16 protein-coding genes are annotated in these 17,350 nt (G+C 73.7%); 5 read left to right on the forward strand and 11 right to left on the reverse strand.

Annotated elements, in window-relative coordinates:
- Positions 1-1,206 carry a cytochrome P450 gene (locus tag GA0070618_RS25990; RefSeq protein WP_088985850.1) on the reverse strand — a complete coding sequence of 402 codons (1,206 nt, stop codon included), beginning with the start codon at positions 1,204-1,206 and terminating at the stop codon, positions 1-3.
- Positions 1,207-1,398: 192 nt separating this feature from the next.
- Here GA0070618_RS25990 and GA0070618_RS25995 point away from each other — a divergent pair, with 192 nt between their 5' ends.
- Entirely contained in the window at positions 1,399-2,058 is a 660-nt protein-coding gene (locus GA0070618_RS25995; RefSeq protein WP_170107919.1) for a GbsR/MarR family transcriptional regulator, read from the forward strand.
- Positions 2,059-2,104: 46 nt separating this feature from the next.
- Here GA0070618_RS25995 and GA0070618_RS26000 read toward each other — a convergent pair whose 3' ends face one another.
- A complete protein-coding gene (locus tag GA0070618_RS26000; protein ID WP_088983964.1) occupies positions 2,105-2,578 on the reverse strand; it encodes a DnaJ family domain-containing protein in 474 nt (157 codons plus the stop codon).
- Between the two features lie 124 nt (positions 2,579-2,702).
- Between GA0070618_RS26000 and GA0070618_RS26005 the strand changes: the two genes are divergently transcribed.
- Both GA0070618_RS26005 and GA0070618_RS26010 read left to right on the forward strand, forming a co-directional pair.
- Complete coding sequence (locus GA0070618_RS26005; RefSeq protein ID WP_088983965.1) at positions 2,703-3,839, forward strand: hypothetical protein; 1,137 nt, start codon at positions 2,703-2,705, stop codon at positions 3,837-3,839.
- Positions 3,840-4,088: 249 nt separating this feature from the next.
- Complete coding sequence (locus GA0070618_RS26010) at positions 4,089-4,430, forward strand: RNA polymerase-binding protein RbpA (protein ID WP_088983966.1); 342 nt, start codon at positions 4,089-4,091, stop codon at positions 4,428-4,430.
- 67 nt (positions 4,431-4,497) lie between these two features.
- On the opposite strand, the gene GA0070618_RS26015 is transcribed toward GA0070618_RS26010, so the two are convergent.
- The 4 genes from GA0070618_RS26015 to GA0070618_RS26030 are packed head-to-tail and all read right to left on the reverse strand — an operon-like array spanning position 4,498 to position 9,134.
- A complete protein-coding gene (locus GA0070618_RS26015; protein ID WP_088983967.1) occupies positions 4,498-5,025 on the reverse strand; it encodes an FxsA family protein in 528 nt (175 codons plus the stop codon).
- A 56-nt stretch (positions 5,026-5,081) separates the two neighbouring features.
- Positions 5,082-5,864 carry a polyprenol monophosphomannose synthase gene (locus GA0070618_RS26020; protein WP_088983968.1) on the reverse strand — a complete coding sequence of 261 codons (783 nt, stop codon included), beginning with the start codon at positions 5,862-5,864 and terminating at the stop codon, positions 5,082-5,084.
- 53 nt (positions 5,865-5,917) lie between these two features.
- A complete protein-coding gene (lnt, locus tag GA0070618_RS26025; RefSeq protein ID WP_414467535.1) occupies positions 5,918-7,501 on the reverse strand; it encodes an apolipoprotein N-acyltransferase in 1,584 nt (527 codons plus the stop codon).
- Positions 7,502-7,556: 55 nt separating this feature from the next.
- Positions 7,557-9,134 (reverse strand): bifunctional NAD(P)/FAD-dependent oxidoreductase/class I SAM-dependent methyltransferase, encoded by a 1,578-nt coding sequence (locus GA0070618_RS26030; protein WP_088983970.1) that lies wholly within the window; start codon positions 9,132-9,134, stop codon positions 7,557-7,559.
- 75 nt (positions 9,135-9,209) lie between these two features.
- Here GA0070618_RS26030 and GA0070618_RS26035 point away from each other — a divergent pair, with 75 nt between their 5' ends.
- A complete protein-coding gene (locus GA0070618_RS26035) occupies positions 9,210-9,800 on the forward strand; it encodes a helix-turn-helix domain-containing protein (RefSeq protein WP_088983971.1) in 591 nt (196 codons plus the stop codon).
- Between the two features lie 531 nt (positions 9,801-10,331).
- Entirely contained in the window at positions 10,332-11,705 is a 1,374-nt protein-coding gene (locus GA0070618_RS26040; protein WP_197701642.1) for a PhoX family protein, read from the forward strand.
- 48 nt (positions 11,706-11,753) lie between these two features.
- Here GA0070618_RS26040 and GA0070618_RS26045 read toward each other — a convergent pair whose 3' ends face one another.
- From GA0070618_RS26045 to GA0070618_RS26065, 5 genes are read right to left on the reverse strand one after another with little or no spacing between them, the layout of a single operon-like run.
- Positions 11,754-13,085, reverse strand: a complete 1,332-nt coding sequence (locus tag GA0070618_RS26045; protein ID WP_088983973.1) for a glutamate mutase L — start codon at positions 13,083-13,085, stop codon at positions 11,754-11,756.
- Positions 13,082-13,474: a 3-aminobutyryl-CoA ammonia lyase gene (gene kal, locus GA0070618_RS26050; RefSeq protein WP_088983974.1), complete on the reverse strand. Its 393-nt coding sequence runs from the start codon at positions 13,472-13,474 to the stop codon at positions 13,082-13,084. Before kal ends, GA0070618_RS26045 begins: the two co-directional genes overlap by 4 nt.
- Positions 13,471-14,223, reverse strand: a complete 753-nt coding sequence (gene kamE, locus GA0070618_RS26055; protein ID WP_088983975.1) for a lysine 5,6-aminomutase subunit beta — start codon at positions 14,221-14,223, stop codon at positions 13,471-13,473. The genes kal and kamE overlap by 4 nt, the downstream gene beginning before the upstream one ends.
- Positions 14,220-15,779: a lysine 5,6-aminomutase subunit alpha gene (gene kamD / locus GA0070618_RS26060; protein WP_088983976.1), complete on the reverse strand. Its 1,560-nt coding sequence runs from the start codon at positions 15,777-15,779 to the stop codon at positions 14,220-14,222. Before kamD ends, kamE begins: the two co-directional genes overlap by 4 nt.
- Entirely contained in the window at positions 15,776-17,347 is a 1,572-nt protein-coding gene (locus GA0070618_RS26065; protein ID WP_088983977.1) for an amidohydrolase, read from the reverse strand. Before GA0070618_RS26065 ends, kamD begins: the two co-directional genes overlap by 4 nt.
- Between the last annotated feature and the right edge of the window lie 3 nt (positions 17,348-17,350).

Consider the following 17,350-nt stretch of genomic DNA (forward strand, 5'->3'; position numbering starts at 1 on the left):
TCACGCGTCCCAGGTGACGGGGAGGCTCTTCACCCCGTAGATGTCCGCGGTCTCCGGACGCAGGTCGACCCCTTCGGGCGGTACGGCCAGGCGCAGCGTGGGGAACCGGTTGACCAGCGCGGGGAACGCCACCCGCAGCTCGACGCGCGCCAACTGCTGCCCCAGGCACTGGTGGATGCCGTGGCCGAAGGCGAGGTGCCCGCCGTCCTGCCTGCGCAGGTCGAGCACGTGGGGGTCGGCGAAACGCTCGGGGTCACGGTTGGCGGTGTGGTACGACAGGATCACCGGCGAGCCGGCCCTGATGGTCTGGCCGCCCACCTCGACGTCCTCCAGCGCCGTCCGCATGAACGTCTTGGCGACGCTGAGGTAGCGCAGCAGTTCCTCCACGGCCCGGTCGGCGAGCGTGGGGTCGGCGCGCAGCGCGGCCACCTGCTCCGGGTTGCGCAGCAGCGCGAACGTGCCGAGGGCCAGCATGTTCGCGGTGGTGTCGAGTCCGGCCGCCAGCAGGATCAGGGCCATCCCCTTCAGTTCCTCGTCGGTGAGGTCGCTGTCGGTGAGGTCGCTGAGCACGTCGTCGGTGGGGTTCGCGCGTTTGGCGGCCACCAGTTCCGCCAGGTAGTCCTGCGTCGCGGTGTAGGCGGCGAACAGGTCCTCGTCGCTGGTCTCCCCGTTCATGAACGAGTCGATCTGCTCCTGGAAGGCCCCCCGGTCCTGGTACGGCACGCCCAGCAGCTCACAGATCACGATGGCGGGGATGGGCCTGGCGAACGCGGTCACCAGGTCCGTCGGCGGGCCGGCTGCCTCCATGGCGTCCAGGTGGTCGGCGGTGATCTGCTCGACGCGTTCGGTGAGCAGCCGCATCCGCCGTACGGTGAACCTGCCCATGAGCGGTTTCCGGTAGCGGCTGTGCTGGGGTTCGTCCATGAGGAGGAACTCGCCGGGCGGCGCCGGGGGGATCTCGATGTTCCCGTAGTCGATGGTCGGGTGGCGCATGAGCTCCTTGCGGGAACTGAAGCGCGAGTCGGCCAGGACCGACCTGACCAGGTCGTATCCGGTGATCAGCCAGCCAGGTCGCCCGCCGGGGAAGGTGTAGCGGCTGATGGGGCCGTGCCGGCGGGCGTCGACCAGTTCGGCCGGCGGGTCGAAGGGGCAGCCGGGTCGACGCGCCGTCGGCATGGCCGGGACAGTGTGCAGGGATTCACCCATCGCCATTCCTCATTCCATGGCATTTGACGATGCCCGAAAGCTACGGTGCATTGACACTGAATGTCAATCAACCGAAAGCCATTCACCCAGGTAGGCGACGATTAATTGGTGCAATGACGCTGGGATCTAATGCAACGCGGCGTTGCAATGAATGACAACGAAGGCAATGCTGGTGGAATGCCAGGAGGACGATTGACCCAGCAGGACCGCCAGCGCATCGCCGCCGGACTCGCCGGTGGGCTCTCCTACGCCGAGATCGCGAGGCGGCTCGACCGTCCGACCTCGACGATCAGCCGGGAGGTCGGACGCAACGGCGGCCCCGGCGGCTACCAGCCCCAGCGGGCCCACCGGGTGACGGCCCGGCGGGCGCGACGTGGCACACCGGCACCCCCGCGCGCGGCCGGGCCGCCCTGTGACACGGCGGGAGAGGAGATCATCGAGCTGGCGGTCCGCAGCGGGCTGCCCAGGATGACGGCGCGCGTGCACGTCGACCTGCTGCTGTCCGAGGACGGCACGCGCACCGCCGCCCAACTGGCCCGCAGGTTGCAGGTCAGCCCGGCCTCCGTGTCGGTGGCCGTGAACTATCTGGTCCAGCACGGATACGTCCGGCGTGAGCGCGATCCGCAGCGGCGTCGCGACGTCTACGTGATCGACGACGAGGCGTGGTACCACTCCGTGCTGCTCAGCGCACGGCAGACGCTCGAGGCGGCGCGGGCGGCGCTGGCTGCGGCGGCGACGTCCGGGCCCGACTCTCCCGTGGGGCAGCGGCTGGCCAGGGCGGGAGCGTACCTGGAACGGGTCAGCCTGGACGGAATGGAGTCCGCCGACCGCTGGCGCGCCCTCCTGGCGTGACGGGGTCCCACAGGTCAAGGAGCGGCTGGCCGACCGAGACCCGACGCTACGGGCGGGACGTGCGACGCCACCAACGGCGTCGCCGCGCGCGCCGCTCGGACACCTCCCCGACGCCAGGAGTGTCGGGCGCCGGCCGGGCACGGGCCGCGCGCCACTGCCCGACGACCGCGTCGACGTCGACCGGCCGGACCACCACCCGGGGCCCGGTCGGGGTGCGCAGCCACGCCACGATCTGCGTATTCAGCTCCTGCGCGTACGCCCGCACCGCCGCCTCGGTGGGCAGGTCCCGAACCTCCTCGGGCAGCCGCTCGGCGCGTTTACGCAGCAGCAGCGGGGTGGGCAGCAGCGCCTCGGCGGGGATCTTCTCCCGCTCCAGGAGCCCCTTGATCCACCACTGCTCGTCGTACGGCAGGTCCCGGCCGGGGATGGGTCGACCCGCGCCGGGCAGGTTGTCGAACTCACCGCGTTCCACGGCGGCGCGGATCTGCGCCTCGACCGCCGCCTCCCACGCGTAGGCCATGCCGGAACCTCCCCGTGTCGTCGGTGCCCTTCCATCAGGATGCCCCACCGGCGGGCCGTGTTCCCACCTGCCGGCCCGGACAGCAGCCGGGCCGCGCCCGGCGGTGGCCTAGACTTCGCCCTCGATGGACGAGCAGGCCACCCCCGTCGACACCCGTCCCTGCGCGCACTGCGGACGTGACGTGCCGCAACGCGCCGGCGCGGGCCGCCCGTTCCGGTACTGCCGCGACAACGACGGCGCCTGCCAGCGGGCGTCCCGCAACAGCCGGATGCGCCACCGCAACGCCCCCGGCCTGGCCGGGCAGGTGGCCCGGACGTGGGAGGCGGTGGACCGGCTCGACCAGCTCGTGGAGTCCCTGAGCGAGTCGCTGCACGCCGAACTGTCCCCGGTCGGGGTGGAACGGCAGCTCGCCCAGGTCCGCGCGGAGGCCGCCGGTCAGGTGGCGCAGGCCCACACCGAACGGGACGAGGCCCGGCGGGCCGCCGAGGACGCGCGGGCCGCCGCGGTGGCCGCCCGCCGGGCCGCCCAGGACGCCGCCGCCGAGCGGGACGCCGCCCGCGCCGAGGCCACCCGGCACGCCGAGGACACCGCGCGGGCCGTCGCCCGGGCGGCGGACGCGGAGACGGCCCGCGACGCCGCGCAGCGGACGGCCAGCGCCGCCGAGGCGCTGCGGGTACAGGCCGAACGGGACCGGGACGCGGCCCGCCACGACCTGCGGACCGTCCGCGCGGAACGGGACACCGAACGACGCCGGGTCGCCGAGCTGACCGCCGAACGGGACACCGCCCGCGCCGACGCCGACCGGGCCGCCGGGGACGCCGCCGACGCGGCCGCCCGCGCCGACCGGGCCCAGGCCGACGCGGAAGCCGCCCGCCACGACGCCGACACGCACCGCACCGCCGCCGACCGGGCCCGCGCCGAGGCGGAGCAGGCCCGCCGGGACGCCGTCGACGCGACCCGGGCGGCCGAGGCGGCCCGCGCCGACGCCGACGCCGCCCGCGCGGAGAGCGCCGCCACGGCCGGGCGGGCCCGGGAGGAGACCGCCGCCCTGTCCGCCCACCGGGACCGGCTCACCGGCGAAGCGGCGGACGCCCGGGCGGCGGCGGCCACCGCCGAGGCCCGCCTGGCGGAGCTGACCGTACGGCTCCGCGCGGCCGAAACCGACCGGGACGCGGCGGTGACCCGCGCCGCCCAACTGGCCGACCAGGTCAGCAACCTGGCCACGGCGCTGGCCCGACTCGGGTCGGCGACGCCGCGCTGAGGCGCCCGGCCGGCACGCGCATCGGTCGCCGTCAGGGCACACCGGAGGGGGCCGGGTACCATACAGGTGACAGCTAGCACACTCCACCGTCTCCCACCCGGCCGGGGCGTCCCGCCGGGTGACCGGCGTGGTCCGGCCAGGCCCACCCGACGGGCATGGCCGCGTCACCCGCCGTCACCGGGGAATGCTCCGGCGACGGCGGACCGTTACACCGAGAAGACCAGCACCACCAACGAGGGGAAGTCGAACATGGGCGAGCGTATGCTGCGCGGCAGCCGTCTGGGCGCGGTCAGCTACGAGTCCGACCGCAACACGGAGCTCGCGCCGCGTCAGACCCGCGAGTACCTCTGCGCCAAGGGTCACCAGTTCGAGGTGCCGTTCGCCGTCGACGCCGAGGTCCCGACGACCTGGGAGTGCAAGTTCGACGGCAGCGTCGCCCGGCTGGTCGACGGCAGCGAGCCGGAGCAGAAGAAGGCCAAGCCGCCGCGCACCCACTGGGACATGCTGCTGGAGCGGCGGTCCATCACCGAGCTGGAGGACATCCTCGCCGAGCGGCTCCAGGAGGTCCGCACCCGCCGCGGTCGCGCCTGACCCACCGACCACCGACGAGCCCCCGGGACGACATCCGTCCCGGGGGCTCGTCGTGTGTCACGGGGTCTCACCGGCCCGGTTCGACGATCTCCCCCTCGATCGCGGCGGCCGGATCGGCCTGCCGGGGCTGCTGAGGCGGCGGGCCCGGTTCGGTGGTCGGCTGCGCCGCCCCCCGGTACACCCGCACCCGGCGGGGACCGAACAGGTCACCGGCGACCATCGACGACACCCGCCGCTCCGTGGCCCGCTGCACGCCCGCGCCGGCCAGCCGACGCAGCGGCGGCACCAGCAACGCCAGCCCCACCACACCACTGACCAGACCCGGCACGGCCAGCAGCAACGCACCGACCAGACCGACGAGCCCGTCGGTCAGCTGCCGGCCCGGCGGCTGCTGCGACTCGACACTGCTCCGGAAACCCCGCCACGCGCGCATGCCCTCCCGGCGCAGCAGCAGCAGACCCGCCAGGGACGCGGCGAACACCACCAGCACCGCCCAGGCGAACCCGATCGCCTGGCCGACCAGCACGAACACCGCCACCTCGGCGACCAACCCGGCCAGCAACCCCAGCGGTACGAACCTCCACGTCCGGCGCATCACACCTCATCCGGCCTCGGCGACGCTGTCCTGGTCAAGGATGCCACGGGCCACGGTCACGGCCACCGGCCCGCGACCGGCCGTCGTCGTCCCCACCGCCGGTCCTGCAACCCCCACAGGGTGATCCGCCACAGCGCCTCCAGCACGATCCACGGGCTCATCTTGCTGGATCCGCGTTCCCGCTCGGCGAACGTGATCGGCACCTCCACCATCCGCGCCCCGGCCCGGTGCAGCAGCCGGGACAGCTCCACCTGGAACGAGTAGCCCCGCGAGGACACCCCGTCCAGGTCGACGGCGTCCAGGGCCCGCAGCCGGTACACCCGGTACCCGCCGGTGGCGTCGGACACCGGAACGCCGAGGGCCCACCGGGCGTACCAGTTCCCACCCCGGGACAGCAGCAGCCGCCGCCACGGCCAGTTCAGCACCCGCGCTCCGCGCTGCCACCGGGACCCGATGACCACGTCGGCGTCCCGGGCGGCGTGCAGCAGCGCCGGCAGGTCCTCCGGGGCGTGCGACCCGTCGGCGTCCATCTCCACCACCGCGTCGTAGCCGCGCCGCCGCGCCCACGCGAACCCCGCCAGGTACGCCGCGCCGAGCCCGTCCTTGCCGCCGCGGTGCAGCACGTGCACCCGGTCGTCGACGCGGGCCAGACCGTCGGCGACCGCCCCGGTGCCGTCGGGGCTGTTGTCGTCGGCGACCAGCACGTCCACGGCGGGCGCGTGCCGGTGGACCCGGTCGACGATCCCGGCGAGATTGTCGGCTTCGTTGTAGGTGGGCACCACCACCAGCACCCGCCCCACATCCGGACCTCCGGCCGTCCGGCCGGTCTGCTCGCCCACCTGGACCTCCCCCGGTCGCGGCGGCCCCGGGCGGGGCCGACCGTCGTGCGGTGCTACCCGGGTGCCGTCACCGGCCGGCGACGCCGCACCGCCGCGCCGGCCAGGACGAGGCCGGCGGCGACCAGCAGCGCCACCTCCGGCCACACTCCCAACCGGGTGGCCGGGGTCAGCCCGTCACCGAGCCGCATCTGCCGGACCACCACCGCGCCGGTGTTGAACCCGGTCGCCCCGTCTACCCGCCCGTCGGGGGAGACGAACCCGGACACCCCGACCGTGGAGGCCATCAACGCGTCCCGACCGTGCTCGACGGCCCGCAACCGGACCATGGCCATCTGCTGCAACGCCTCCGACTCGTCGAAGGTGGCGTTGTTGGTCTGCACCACCAGCAGTTCGGCGCCGCCGGTGACGGTGTCGCGGACCAGCCCGTCGTAGGCGACCTCGAAGCAGATCACGTCGCCGAGGACCGCGTTGCCGGTGCGCAGCACCCCCGGCGTGTCGCCGGGCACGAAGTCCGCCCGGACCCGGTCGACCTGCTTGCTGACCATCCGCGCCAGGTTCCGCATGGGCACGTACTCGGCGAACGGCACCGGATGCCGTTTGGTGTACAGCTGTCCGGTGTCGGGGCCGCTGCCGGGCCGCCACAGCAGTCCCGCGTTGCGGACCTGCCCCTCGCCGGGGCCGCGTAGCACCGCGCCGACGAGGATCGGCGCGCCGATCGCGTCGGCGGCCCGGGTGATCCGCGCGCCGGCCGTGGTGTCCCGCAGCGGGTCGATGTCGCTGGAGTTCTCCGGCCACACCACCAGGTCGGGTCGGCGGGCCTGCCCGGCGGTGACCTGACGGGCCAGGTCGAGGGTCGCCTCGACGTGGTTGTCGAGCACCGCCTGCCGTTGGGCGTTGAAGTCCAACCCGAGGCGCGGCACGTTGCCCTGCACGATCGCCACGGTGACCCGTTCGTCGCCGCCGCGCGGCCCCACCGGCGCGGCCAGGGCTGCGACGAACACGGCGACCAGCCCGACCACCGGCGCCACGGCCGACGGCTGCGGACGTCGCCACGGCCGCCACAGCAGCGCCATCAGCAGCCCGCCGGCGAGCGCGACGGCGAAGGTGACCAGCGGGGCGCCGCCGAGCACGGCGAGCCGCAGCAGCGGCGAGTCGCCCTGGCTGAACGCCAACCGCCCCCACGGGAACCCACCGAACGGGGTCCGGTCGCGTAGCGCCTCCTGCCCTACCCACAGCAGCCCCGTCACCGCCGGCCACGCCGCCCGGTGCCGGTCGACCAGCGGTGACACGTACGCGCCGGCCGCGCCGAGCAACGCCAGGTAGGCGGCCTGGGACAGGCTCAGCAGCACCCACGGCAGGTAACCGGTGTGCAGGTTCGTCCAGGCCAGCAGGGGCGCGAACAGCGTCACCCCGGTGACGAATCCCAGGGCCGCGCCGACGCGGACCCGACGGCGGTGCGTCGCCGCGGCGAGCGCCGCCACCCCGACCACCGCGAGCGGCCACCACCCGTACGGGGGGAACGCCAGCAGCAGCGCCAGTCCGGCCACCACCGCCAGTCCGACCGCCACCGGCAGGGGCAGCGGACGTGGCGGCGGCGTGCCGGCGTCGGCGGGGCGTACCTCGTCAAGCGTCTTCACCGGCACCTCACCTCGATCACAGCGTCGAAGGCTACCCGTCGGCCGGCGGGACGCCTCAGGGCAGCCGGTGGGCGACCAGGACGGCGTCGTGGACGGTGACGTCCCGGCCGTCGGGGTCGACGGCGGCGCGGGGCCGGGTCTGCGCGACGCGGACCCGCCAGCGGTCCGCGTCGAGCAGGTCGGCGGCCTGCTCGGCGGTGAACATCAGGTCGGGGAAGTGCATCCGCCGGGCCGTGGTGCGCAGGTCGAGGGGGTGGTGGCCGACCAGCAGCAGGGTGCCGCCGGGGGCCACCGCGTCGGCCAGCCGGGCCACGAGGTCCCGCCACTGCCCGGCGGGCAGGTGCATGAACTGCGCCGACACCAGGTCGTAGGCGCCCGCCTCGGGCGCCTCGACCCGCAGATCGGCCTGGCGGGCGGTGACCCGGTCGGCGACCCCGGCGTCGGCGGCGTGCGCGGCGGTGCGATCCACCGCGGTGGGCGCGATGTCCACGGCGGTGACCCGCCAGCCGCGCCGGGCCAGCCACACCGCGTCGGCGCCCTCCCCGCAGCCGACGTCCAGGGCCCGCCCGGCCGGCAGGTCACCGACCTCGGCGACCAGCTGCGGGTTGGGGTTGCCGCTCCACACCGCCGGCCGGGACCGGTAGCGGTCCTCCCAGGCGTCCTGCTCGAACATGGTGGCCAGGTCGTGCCGGTACGCGGCGACGGCGCGGGCGGTGTCCTCGGCGACCAGGTCGGCGTTGATCGCCCCGGCGGCGGTGACGCCCTGCGCGGCGGACACCACGACCGTCGCGGCCACGGCGGTGGCGTTCCCGGCCACCCACACCCCGGGCACGTCGGTGGCGCCGAACGCGTCGGCGGGGATCCGGGTGCCGACGAGCTGCCCCTCGTGGTCGACGTCGACCGGCTTCAGACCGAGCGGGGCGAGCATGTCGGCGCGGGCGGCCACCCGGGACGCCACCACGAGCGCGTCGACCCGCACCAGGCTCCCGTCGGCGAGACGGACCCCGGTGAGCCGGTCGTCGTCGACGTCCAGGCCGGTGACCGGCCCGTCGACGACGGTGACGGCCCGCGCGGCGAGCTGCTCGGCCTGCGTCGGGTCGGGCGCGTCACCGTGGTGCCGCAGCAGCAGCACGTGCTGGCTCCACTGCCGCCACAGCAGGGCCTGCCGCACCCCCAACGGCCCGTCGGCGAGGACCCCGATGCGCCGGTCGCGGACCTCCCAGCCGTGGCAGTACGGGCAGTGCAACACGTCACGTCCCCACCGGTCGGCCAGGCCGGGCACGTCGGGCAGCGCGTCCACGCCGCCGGTGGCCACCAGCAGCCGCCGCGCCCGTACGTCCCGCCCGTCGGCGAGGGCGACCCGGAACCCGTCGTCGTCGTGGCCGACGGTGGTGACGGTCGCGTCGACGATGTGCCCGCCGTAGCCGGTGACGTCGGCGCGGGCCGACGCGAGCAGCTCCGCCGGGGGACTGCCCTCCCGGCCCAGGTGGTTGTGCACCCCGCCGGCGGGGGCGTTGCGGGGCTCGCCCGCGTCGACCACCAGCACCGACCGGCGGGCCCGGGCCAGGGCCACCGCGCCGGCGAGTCCGGCCGCGCCGCCACCGATGACCACCACGTCGTACCTGTCGTCCATCACGCACCCCTGTTCGTCGTCCGTCGACCGCCACAGTGCGCCACCCCACCACGGGTGGCAACTATCCTTGCCGTTATGGCAAACGACGACGAGGCGGCGGTCCTGGCCGGCGTCGGCGCCCGACTCCGGGCCCTGCGCACCCGACGCGGCACCACCCTCACCCAACTGGCGCAGACCACCGGCATCTCCGTCAGCACCCTGTCCCGCCTGGAATCCGGACAGCGCCGCCCCACCCTGGAACTGCTGCTCCCCCTGGCCCGCGCCCACCAGGTGCCCCTCGATGACCTCGTCGGCGCCGCCCCCACCGCCGACCCGCGCGTGCACCCCCGCCCGGTCGTGCGCAACGGCATGACGTTCCTGCCCCTGACCCGCCGCCCCGGCGGCCTCCAGGCGTTCAAACAGATCATCCCGCCGCACACCCCCACCGACCCGCAACCCAAGACCCACGAGGGCTACGAGTGGCTGTACGTGCTCTCCGGACGCGTCCGGCTGATCCTCGGCGACCACGACCTGATCCTCACCCCCGGAGAGGTCGCCGAATTCGACACCCGACTGCCGCACGCCGTCGCCAACCCCGACCCGCGCCCGGCGGAGATCCTGAACCTGTTCGGACCCCAGGGCGAACGGCTCCACGTCCGCGCCCGCCCCACCACCGCGTCCCACTGACCCCGGGACACACGAAAATCGGGGCGCGGCTACTGCCGCGCCCCGATGCTCCCAGGCCCTCCCCGGCCGGTGGGGCGAGAATCAGGCACGCCGACCTTCGGACCGACCGGGCGGTGGACTGGCTGCCCCCGCCGGGCCGTTGTCTACTGGCCGTGCACCTCACCCTGCCCGTACACCGGTAACCGCGGCCGGTTCGCGCCGCCCCGCCGACCCCCGCCCGCTGGACCTGGCCGCCGCAACCCATCTGGTCGCTCGGCCAGCGGACGAAGGGACGAAGCGAACAACAGCCGCTTCCCCGTAGTAGGACTCAAAGACGGTACGTGTCACCCCCCGGGCACTGTCAACCCGCCCCGGCCAGTCGCGTGCCCCACCCCGGCGTGTCGCCCCCGGCGCGTCGCCTGATCCGTCGGTGGCCGGCACCGCCACGCCACGCCCGACGTTCCCACAAGATTCACGTCCCGTCCGATGAAAGCCCAGCTCACAGCGGCCTACCGTCAGCGGCGCACAACCCCCTCGACCCAGGAGACAGCCGTGACGGCAACCCAACCGACCCGCCGTGGAATCCTGCGTGGCTCCGTGACCGCCGCCGCGTTGGCCGCGCTCGGCCCACTCGACGCCCTCGGCGCCCGCACCGCCGGCGCCGCCCCACTGGCCAAACTTCCCGCCAGCCCCGACTACGGACCGCTGCACCCCACCCGGGACCAAAGCACCGGCCTGGAACTGCTGCGCCTGCCCCGCGGCTTCGCATACCTCTCCTACGGCTGGACCGGCGACCTGATGACCGACGGGCTGCGCACCCCCGGCTCCCACGACGGCATGGCCGCGTTCCGCCGCGCCGACGGCACCGTCGCCATCGTCCGCAACCACGAACGCGGCGGCTACGGCGGCGCGTTCACCACCCCCGCCTACAACCCGGCCGCCACCGGCGGCACCACCACCCTCGTCTTCGACCCCGACGCCGGACAGTTCACCGGCTCCTGGGCCAGCCTCGGCGGCACCATCCGCAACTGCGCCGGCGGACCCACCCCCTGGGGCACCTGGCTGACCTGCGAGGAAACCACCGAGATCGGCCCCGACGGCACCCGCCACGGCTACGTGTTCGAAGTCCCCCACACCGGCAAGGGCGACCCCCGGCCCCTGAAGGGCATGGGCCGGTTCAGCCACGAGGCCGTCGCCGTCGACCCCCGCACCGGCATCGTCTACCTCACCGAGGACGCCACCCCCTCCGGTCTCTACCGGTACCTGCCCACCACCCCCGGGAACCTGGCCGCCGGCGGCACCCTGCAGATGCTCGTCATCCCCACCCCCGACGGGTCGTCGTACTCCACCTACGGAGACGGCACCGACACCCGGTACGACAACCTCACCTGGGTCACCATCGGCAACCCCGACCCCGGCCCCGACGAGACCAGCTGCGTACGACAGGGCATCGCCCTCGGCGGCGCCGCGTTCCGCCGCCTCGAAGGCGCCTGGTACGGCAACGACCGCGTCTACATCGTCTCCACCAGCGGCGGCCCCGCCGGCCAGGGCCAGGTCTTCGAGTACGACCCGACCACCGAGCGGATGCGGGTGCTGTTCGCCTCCCCCGACGCGGCCGTCCTCAACAACCCCGACAACATCTGCGTCAGCCCGCGCGGCGGCATCGTCCTCTGCGAGGACGGCAGCTCCGGCGAATACCTGCACGGCCTCACCACCGACGGGGAGATCTTCCCGTTCGCCCTCAACCAGGTCGTCGTCCCCGCCGGCGGCGTCCCCGGCAAGACCGTCGCCCCCGGCGACTACTCCGGCTCCGAATGGTGCGGATCCACCTTCGAACCGAAGAACGGCAACTGGCTGTTCGTCAACGCGCAGAGCCCCGGCATCACCTTCGCCATCACCGGCCCCTGGCGGCGCGGTTCGCTCTGACCCCCGACGGTCGCCCCCGGTGTGGAGCTGTCACCGGGGGCGACCCGGTCACCCCAGATGCGCCCGCAACACCGCCCGCGCCACCCCAGGATGATCAGCCGCCAGCAACCCCGCGGCGGCCAGCACGTACGAGGCGTCCACCACCGCCCGCGCCGCCCTCGGCACCGCCCACCCGCCCGCGTGGTCACCCAACACCGCCGCCAACACCCCGGCCGCCTCCTCCGCCGGCGCATGCCGCAGCACCCCACCCGAACCGACCAGCAGCCGCACGTCCCGCAGATCCCGCCCCGACCGTTCCCCCGTCGCCCCGCGCGCGTGCCGACGCACCGCCACCGTCGCCGCCAGAGCCGCGATCCGCCCCTCCACCGCCCGCTCCCCGGGCGACGACGGCAGGAACCCCGGATCGGCGGCCCGCAACGCGGCCACCGCCGCCAGCTCCTCCTGCCCGGCCGCGTCAAGCAGCCGCTCCTCCACCGCCGCCCGCACCACCCCCGGGGCGCTCCACCGCATCCCCAGGTCCCCCTCGACGGTCCGCGCCCGCCACAGCGACCCCGCCACCTCCCGACCCGGCCCGTCGGCCCGCTCGTCCGGCGTCAACACCGAGTACACATCCGTGGTGGCCCCACCGACGTCCACCACCACCAGGTCACCGCCGACCGTGTCGGCCAGCACCTCCACCCCCGTCAACACCGCGTCCGGGGTGGCCGCCCGCACCAGCCGCGCGAACCGCGGCCCCCGCGACAGGCGCTTCCCGCCGATCACGTGCCGCAGGAACACCTCCCGGATCGCCGCCCGCGCCGACGACGGCGCCAGCACCCCGATGCGCGGCAGCACGTTCTCCGCCGCCGTCACCGGCACCCCCGCCCCGGCCAGCAGCGCACACACCTCGTCGCGCACGTCGACGTTCCCGGCCACCACCACCGGCACCCGCCACCGCGCCCGCGCCAGCCGCGTCGCGTTGTGGATCACCGTGTCGGCGTCCCCGCCGTCAGTGCCGCCCACCAGCAGCACCACGTCCGGTCGGGCCGCCCGCAACGCCGTCACGTCCGCCCCGCCGAGCCGCCCCGCCGCCACGTGCACCACGTGCGCGCCCGCCGACAACCCCACCCGCCGGCCCGCCTGCGCCGTGACGAGGGGCTCGTAGCCGACCACCGCCAGCCGCAACCCGCCGCCAGCCGACGAACACACGTACCACGGCACGTCCCCGCCGGCCCCCAGCCCGGCGGTGGCCGTAGCCACCGCCGCGTCCAGGCCGTGCAGCACATCCGTGCCCACCGTCGTCGGCGCCGCCGCCGACCCCACCAGCAGCCCGGCGTCGAGGTCCACCACCCCGACCTTCGTCCACGTGGACCCGACGTCGGCGCAGACCGCCAGACTCACGCCGCCGCCGGCACGACCACCGTGCCCGTCGCCGTCACCGCCACGATCGGCTCCGCGAGGACCTCCGCCGCCGACTCACCCCGGTCCGGACGCCCCCGGCACACCACCCGCGCCTCGAAGTCGATCGTGCGGCTCCGCGTCCCCACCCGGGTCACCGTCGCCGACACCTCCAACACGTCCCCCGCCCGCATCGGGGCACGGAACTGCACATCCGCATACGACGCGAACAACCCCTCGTCGCCGTCCGTACGGATACACACCTCCGTCGCCACATCCCCGAACAACCCCAACGCGTACGCCCCGTCGACCAGGTTCCCCGCGTAGTGGGCATGCGCGTACGGCACATACCGGCGGTGCGTGACCGTCAACCCGACCCGCGAATCACTCATGCTCCCGCCCTCTTGTTCGTCACCAACGCGTGCACCAGGAAACTCGCCACCTCACCCGGCGTGGTGCCCCGCCCGAAGATCCGATCCACACCCAACTCGGCGGCCATCGTCTCGTCGAACCGCGGCCCACCCACCACCAGCAGCGGACGCCGCCCCGCCGGCATCGCCTCCCGGAACGCCGCCGTCATCTCCCGCGTGTTGTGCAGATGCGCGTCCCGCTGCGTCACCACCTGCGACACCAGCACCGCGTCCGCCCGCTCCGCCCGCGCCGCCTCCACCAGCTCCGGCACACTCACCTGCGCACCCAGATTGGTGACCTTCAACTCCCGGTAGTACTCCAGGCCCTTCTCCCCCGCGATGCCCTTCACATTCAGGATCGCGTCGATGCCCACGGTGTGCGCGTCCGTGCCGATACACGCCCCCACCACCGACAACTTCCGCCGCAACCGCCGCTTCACCACCGCGTTCACCTCCCGCGCCGACAACAACGGAAAGTCCCGCTCCACCACCTGCACCGCCGACACGTCCACCAGATGGTTCACCCGCCCGTACACCACGAAGAACGTGAACCCGTCACCCATCTGCTTCGCGTGCACCAGCATCGCCGGATCGATGCCCATCTTGTTCGCCAGCTGCACCGCCGCACCCTCGCCACGCTTGTCGTGCGGCACCGGCAACGTGAACGACACCTGCACCATCCCGTCACCGGTGGTGTCCCCGTACGGCCGCACGACCGTCTTCTCGCTCATGCCGGCTGCTCCAGGATGTCCGTCGCCGGGTTGTAGTAGTCCGCCTCGTGCGCCGCCACCCCGTCCAGACCCTTACCCCGGTCCGCCGGACGCCGCATGATCCCGAACGTGCCCTCGGCGATCGCCGTCAACAACGACTGCTCCCCGATCCGCTCCAACAGATCCACCGCCTCACCGAGCACCCGGTTGGCCCGCTGCTGGATGAACCCACCCGGCGCCGGCACGAAATCCTCGTGCAACCCACCCGCCGCGCCCAACACGTACCGCACGTTCTGCAACGCGATGTCCCGGTCCGACAACCACGGCGTCACCACCGCCTCGGTCATCATCCCCACCAGCAGAATCCCCTGCCCCGTCATCGTGCCCACCAGATTGAAGAACCCGTCCAGCAGATTCCCCCGGAACACGTCCCCCGTCATGTGCTTCGTCGGCGGCATCCACTTCAACGGCGCATCCGGGAACAACTCCCGCGCCAACAACGCGTGCGCCAACTCCAGACGGAACGACTCCGGCACATCCGGATTGATCTCGAACGCGTGCCCCAACCCCAACTGCCAGTCCGCCAACCCCGCCTCGTGCGCGAAGAACTCGTTCAACAACTGCGACACCGTCACCGTGTGCGCCTCGTCCACCGCGTCCGCCGTGGTCAGGTAGTTGTCCTCACCCGTGTTGATGATGATCCCCGCCCGCGCGTGCACCTGCCGCGAGAACCGCTGATCCACGAACGTCCGCACCGGATTGATGTCCCGGAACAGAATCCCGTACATCGAGTCGTTGAGCATCATGTCCAGCCGCTCCAGGCCAGCCAGCGTCGCCATCTCCGGCATGCACAATCCCGACGCGTAATTCGTCAACCGCACATACCGGCCCAACTCCTTCGACGAGGAATCCAACGCCGCCCGCATCAACCGGAAATTCTCCTGCGTCGCGTACGTCCCCGCGAACCCCTCCCGCGTCGCCCCCTCCGGCACATAGTCCAACAACGACTGCCCCGTCGACCGGATCACCGCGATCACGTCCGCACCCGCCCGCGCCGCCGCCTGCGCCTGCGGAATGTCCTCGTAGATGTCCCCCGTCGCCACGATCAGATAGATCCACGGCCGCCGCGCCGGATCCCCGTACCGCTTGACCAGCCGGTCCCGCTCGGCGCGCCGCCGGTCGACGACCCGGATCCCGGCAGCAACCGCCCTCCGCGCAGCCCGGCGGGCCGCAGTCGCCGCCTTCCCCGACGGCACCACGAACCGCACCGACCCCGCCGCCGCCTTCTGCGCCAGCAACGTCACATCCGCGATCTGCTCCCGCGCCATGGCGTCGAACACCGGCACCGCCACCCCGTGCCCCAACCCCACGTCCGCGACCACCGCGTCCACCAGACGGTTCACCCACGGAATCCCATCCGGATCCGCGCCCGCCACACCCGCCAGCCGCAACACCGCCCGCTCCACCGACACCGTCGTGTGGCTACGCGCCAACTCCACCACCGGCTGCCCGGCCCGACGCGCCAACTCCCGCGCCCGCGCCACCAACCGCGGATCGAGGTCAAGCTTTCCCGTCACGACGACCCTTCCTCGTAGATCACCTCGCCGCGCAGCACCGTGCGCCGACACACCGGCAACGGCGTCGGATCCCCCGGCCCCCGCACCTCCGGATCCGCCGCCTGCAACACCGGCAAACCCCGCTCCACCCCCGCCGGCGTCGACCACACCGCGAACGTCGCCGGCGCACCCAACGCCAACACACCCTCACTGTCCAGGTGCACCGCCCGCCAACCACCCCGCGTGTGCGCCGCGAACGCCGCCCGCACACTCATCCGCTGCGCCGGATTGTGATGCGCCGCCGCCGCCCGCACCGACCCCCACGGATCCAACGGCGTCACCGGCGAATCCGACCCGAACGCCAACGCCACCCCGACCGAGTGCATCGCCCCCATCGGATTCGACGCCAACGACCGGTCCAACCCCAACCGCGCCTCGTACATCCGCCCCGCGCCACCCCACAACCGGTCGAACGCCGGCTGCATCGACGCCACGATCCCGAACTCCACGAACCCGGCGATCAACCGCCGACTCATGATCTCCGCGTGCTCCACCCGGTGCCGCGCCGCCCGCAACCGGTCCACACCCAACCGCTCCGCAGCCCCCGCGAACCCCGCCAACACCGTGCCGATCGCCGCGTCACCGATCGCATGGAACCCACCCTGCAACCCATGCGCCGCACAATCCAACAGATGGTCACGCACCTGCTCCGCCGTCAGATACCCGTGCCCACACGACCCCGACCGCGAATCCCGGTACGGCTCCGACACGAACGCCGTCCGCGACCCCAACGCCCCGTCCGCGAACAGATCCCCACCGGCGCCCACCGCCCCCAACTCCCGCGCCCGCGCCGCACCACCCAACTCACCCCAGTACCCGTACACCTCCGGCACACCGGCACCCGACAGCGCCAACAAACCCGTGAAATCCTCCTCGTCGGAGATCTCCGGGCCACCACACTCGTGCACCGCCGCGATCCCCAACGACGCCGCATGCGCCAACGCCGCCCGCTGCGCCGCCACCCGCTGCGCCCGCGTCACCGACGCGAACGCCGCCGCCCGCACCACATGATGCGCGTCCCGACGCACCCAACCCGACGCGTCGAACCCCGCCGCCGAGACCACCTCCGGACACGCCGCCAGCATCGCCTGCGACACCAACGCCGAATGGATCGACGCCTGCGACAGATACACCCGACGACCACCGGCCGCCCGGTCCAACGCCACCGCGTCCGGCAACACCGCATCCGACCAGGCCGACTCGTCCCAGCCATGCCCCAACACCACCGCGTCACCCGGCAGACCCGCGGCGAAGGACGCCACCGCGTCCAACACCCCACCCGCCGACCGCGCCCCGGACAGATCCAACCCCGACAACACCAGACCCGTGTCCGTCGCGTGCACATGCGCGTCCACGAACGCCGGCGTCACCAACGCCCCGTCCAGGTCCACCACCCGGTCCGCCGACGGCGCATCCGCCGCCGACCCCAACCAGGCGATCCGCCCGTCCCGCACCAACAGCGCCGACGCGCCAGGATCCGCCGGACAGTGCAACACACCACCGCGGTACAACGTCGAGGGGTTCGTCATGGC

This window comes from Micromonospora echinospora (genome assembly GCF_900091495.1).
Lineage (GTDB): Bacteria > Actinomycetota > Actinomycetes > Mycobacteriales > Micromonosporaceae > Micromonospora > Micromonospora echinospora.

What these genes read in the sequence shown, in the direction of transcription:
- GA0070618_RS25990 (WP_088985850.1), bottom strand. Translation starts at nt 1,206, where the DNA reads ATGGGTGAATCCCTGCACACTGTCCCGGCCATGCCGACGGCGCGTCGA.
- GA0070618_RS26000 (WP_088983964.1), bottom strand. Translation starts at nt 2,578, where the DNA reads ATGGCCTACGCGTGGGAGGCGGCGGTCGAGGCGCAGATCCGCGCCGCC.
- GA0070618_RS26005 (WP_088983965.1), top strand. Translation starts at nt 2,703, where the DNA reads ATGGACGAGCAGGCCACCCCCGTCGACACCCGTCCCTGCGCGCACTGC.
- GA0070618_RS26010 (WP_088983966.1), top strand. Translation starts at nt 4,089, where the DNA reads ATGGGCGAGCGTATGCTGCGCGGCAGCCGTCTGGGCGCGGTCAGCTAC.
- GA0070618_RS26015 (WP_088983967.1), bottom strand. Translation starts at nt 5,025, where the DNA reads ATGCGCCGGACGTGGAGGTTCGTACCGCTGGGGTTGCTGGCCGGGTTG.
- GA0070618_RS26030 (WP_088983970.1), bottom strand. Translation starts at nt 9,134, where the DNA reads ATGGACGACAGGTACGACGTGGTGGTCATCGGTGGCGGCGCGGCCGGA.
- GA0070618_RS26035 (WP_088983971.1), top strand. Translation starts at nt 9,210, where the DNA reads ATGGCAAACGACGACGAGGCGGCGGTCCTGGCCGGCGTCGGCGCCCGA.
- kal (WP_088983974.1), bottom strand. Translation starts at nt 13,474, where the DNA reads ATGAGTGATTCGCGGGTCGGGTTGACGGTCACGCACCGCCGGTATGTG.
- kamE (WP_088983975.1), bottom strand. Translation starts at nt 14,223, where the DNA reads ATGAGCGAGAAGACGGTCGTGCGGCCGTACGGGGACACCACCGGTGAC.
- GA0070618_RS26065 (WP_088983977.1), bottom strand. Translation starts at nt 17,347, where the DNA reads ATGACGAACCCCTCGACGTTGTACCGCGGTGGTGTGTTGCACTGTCCG.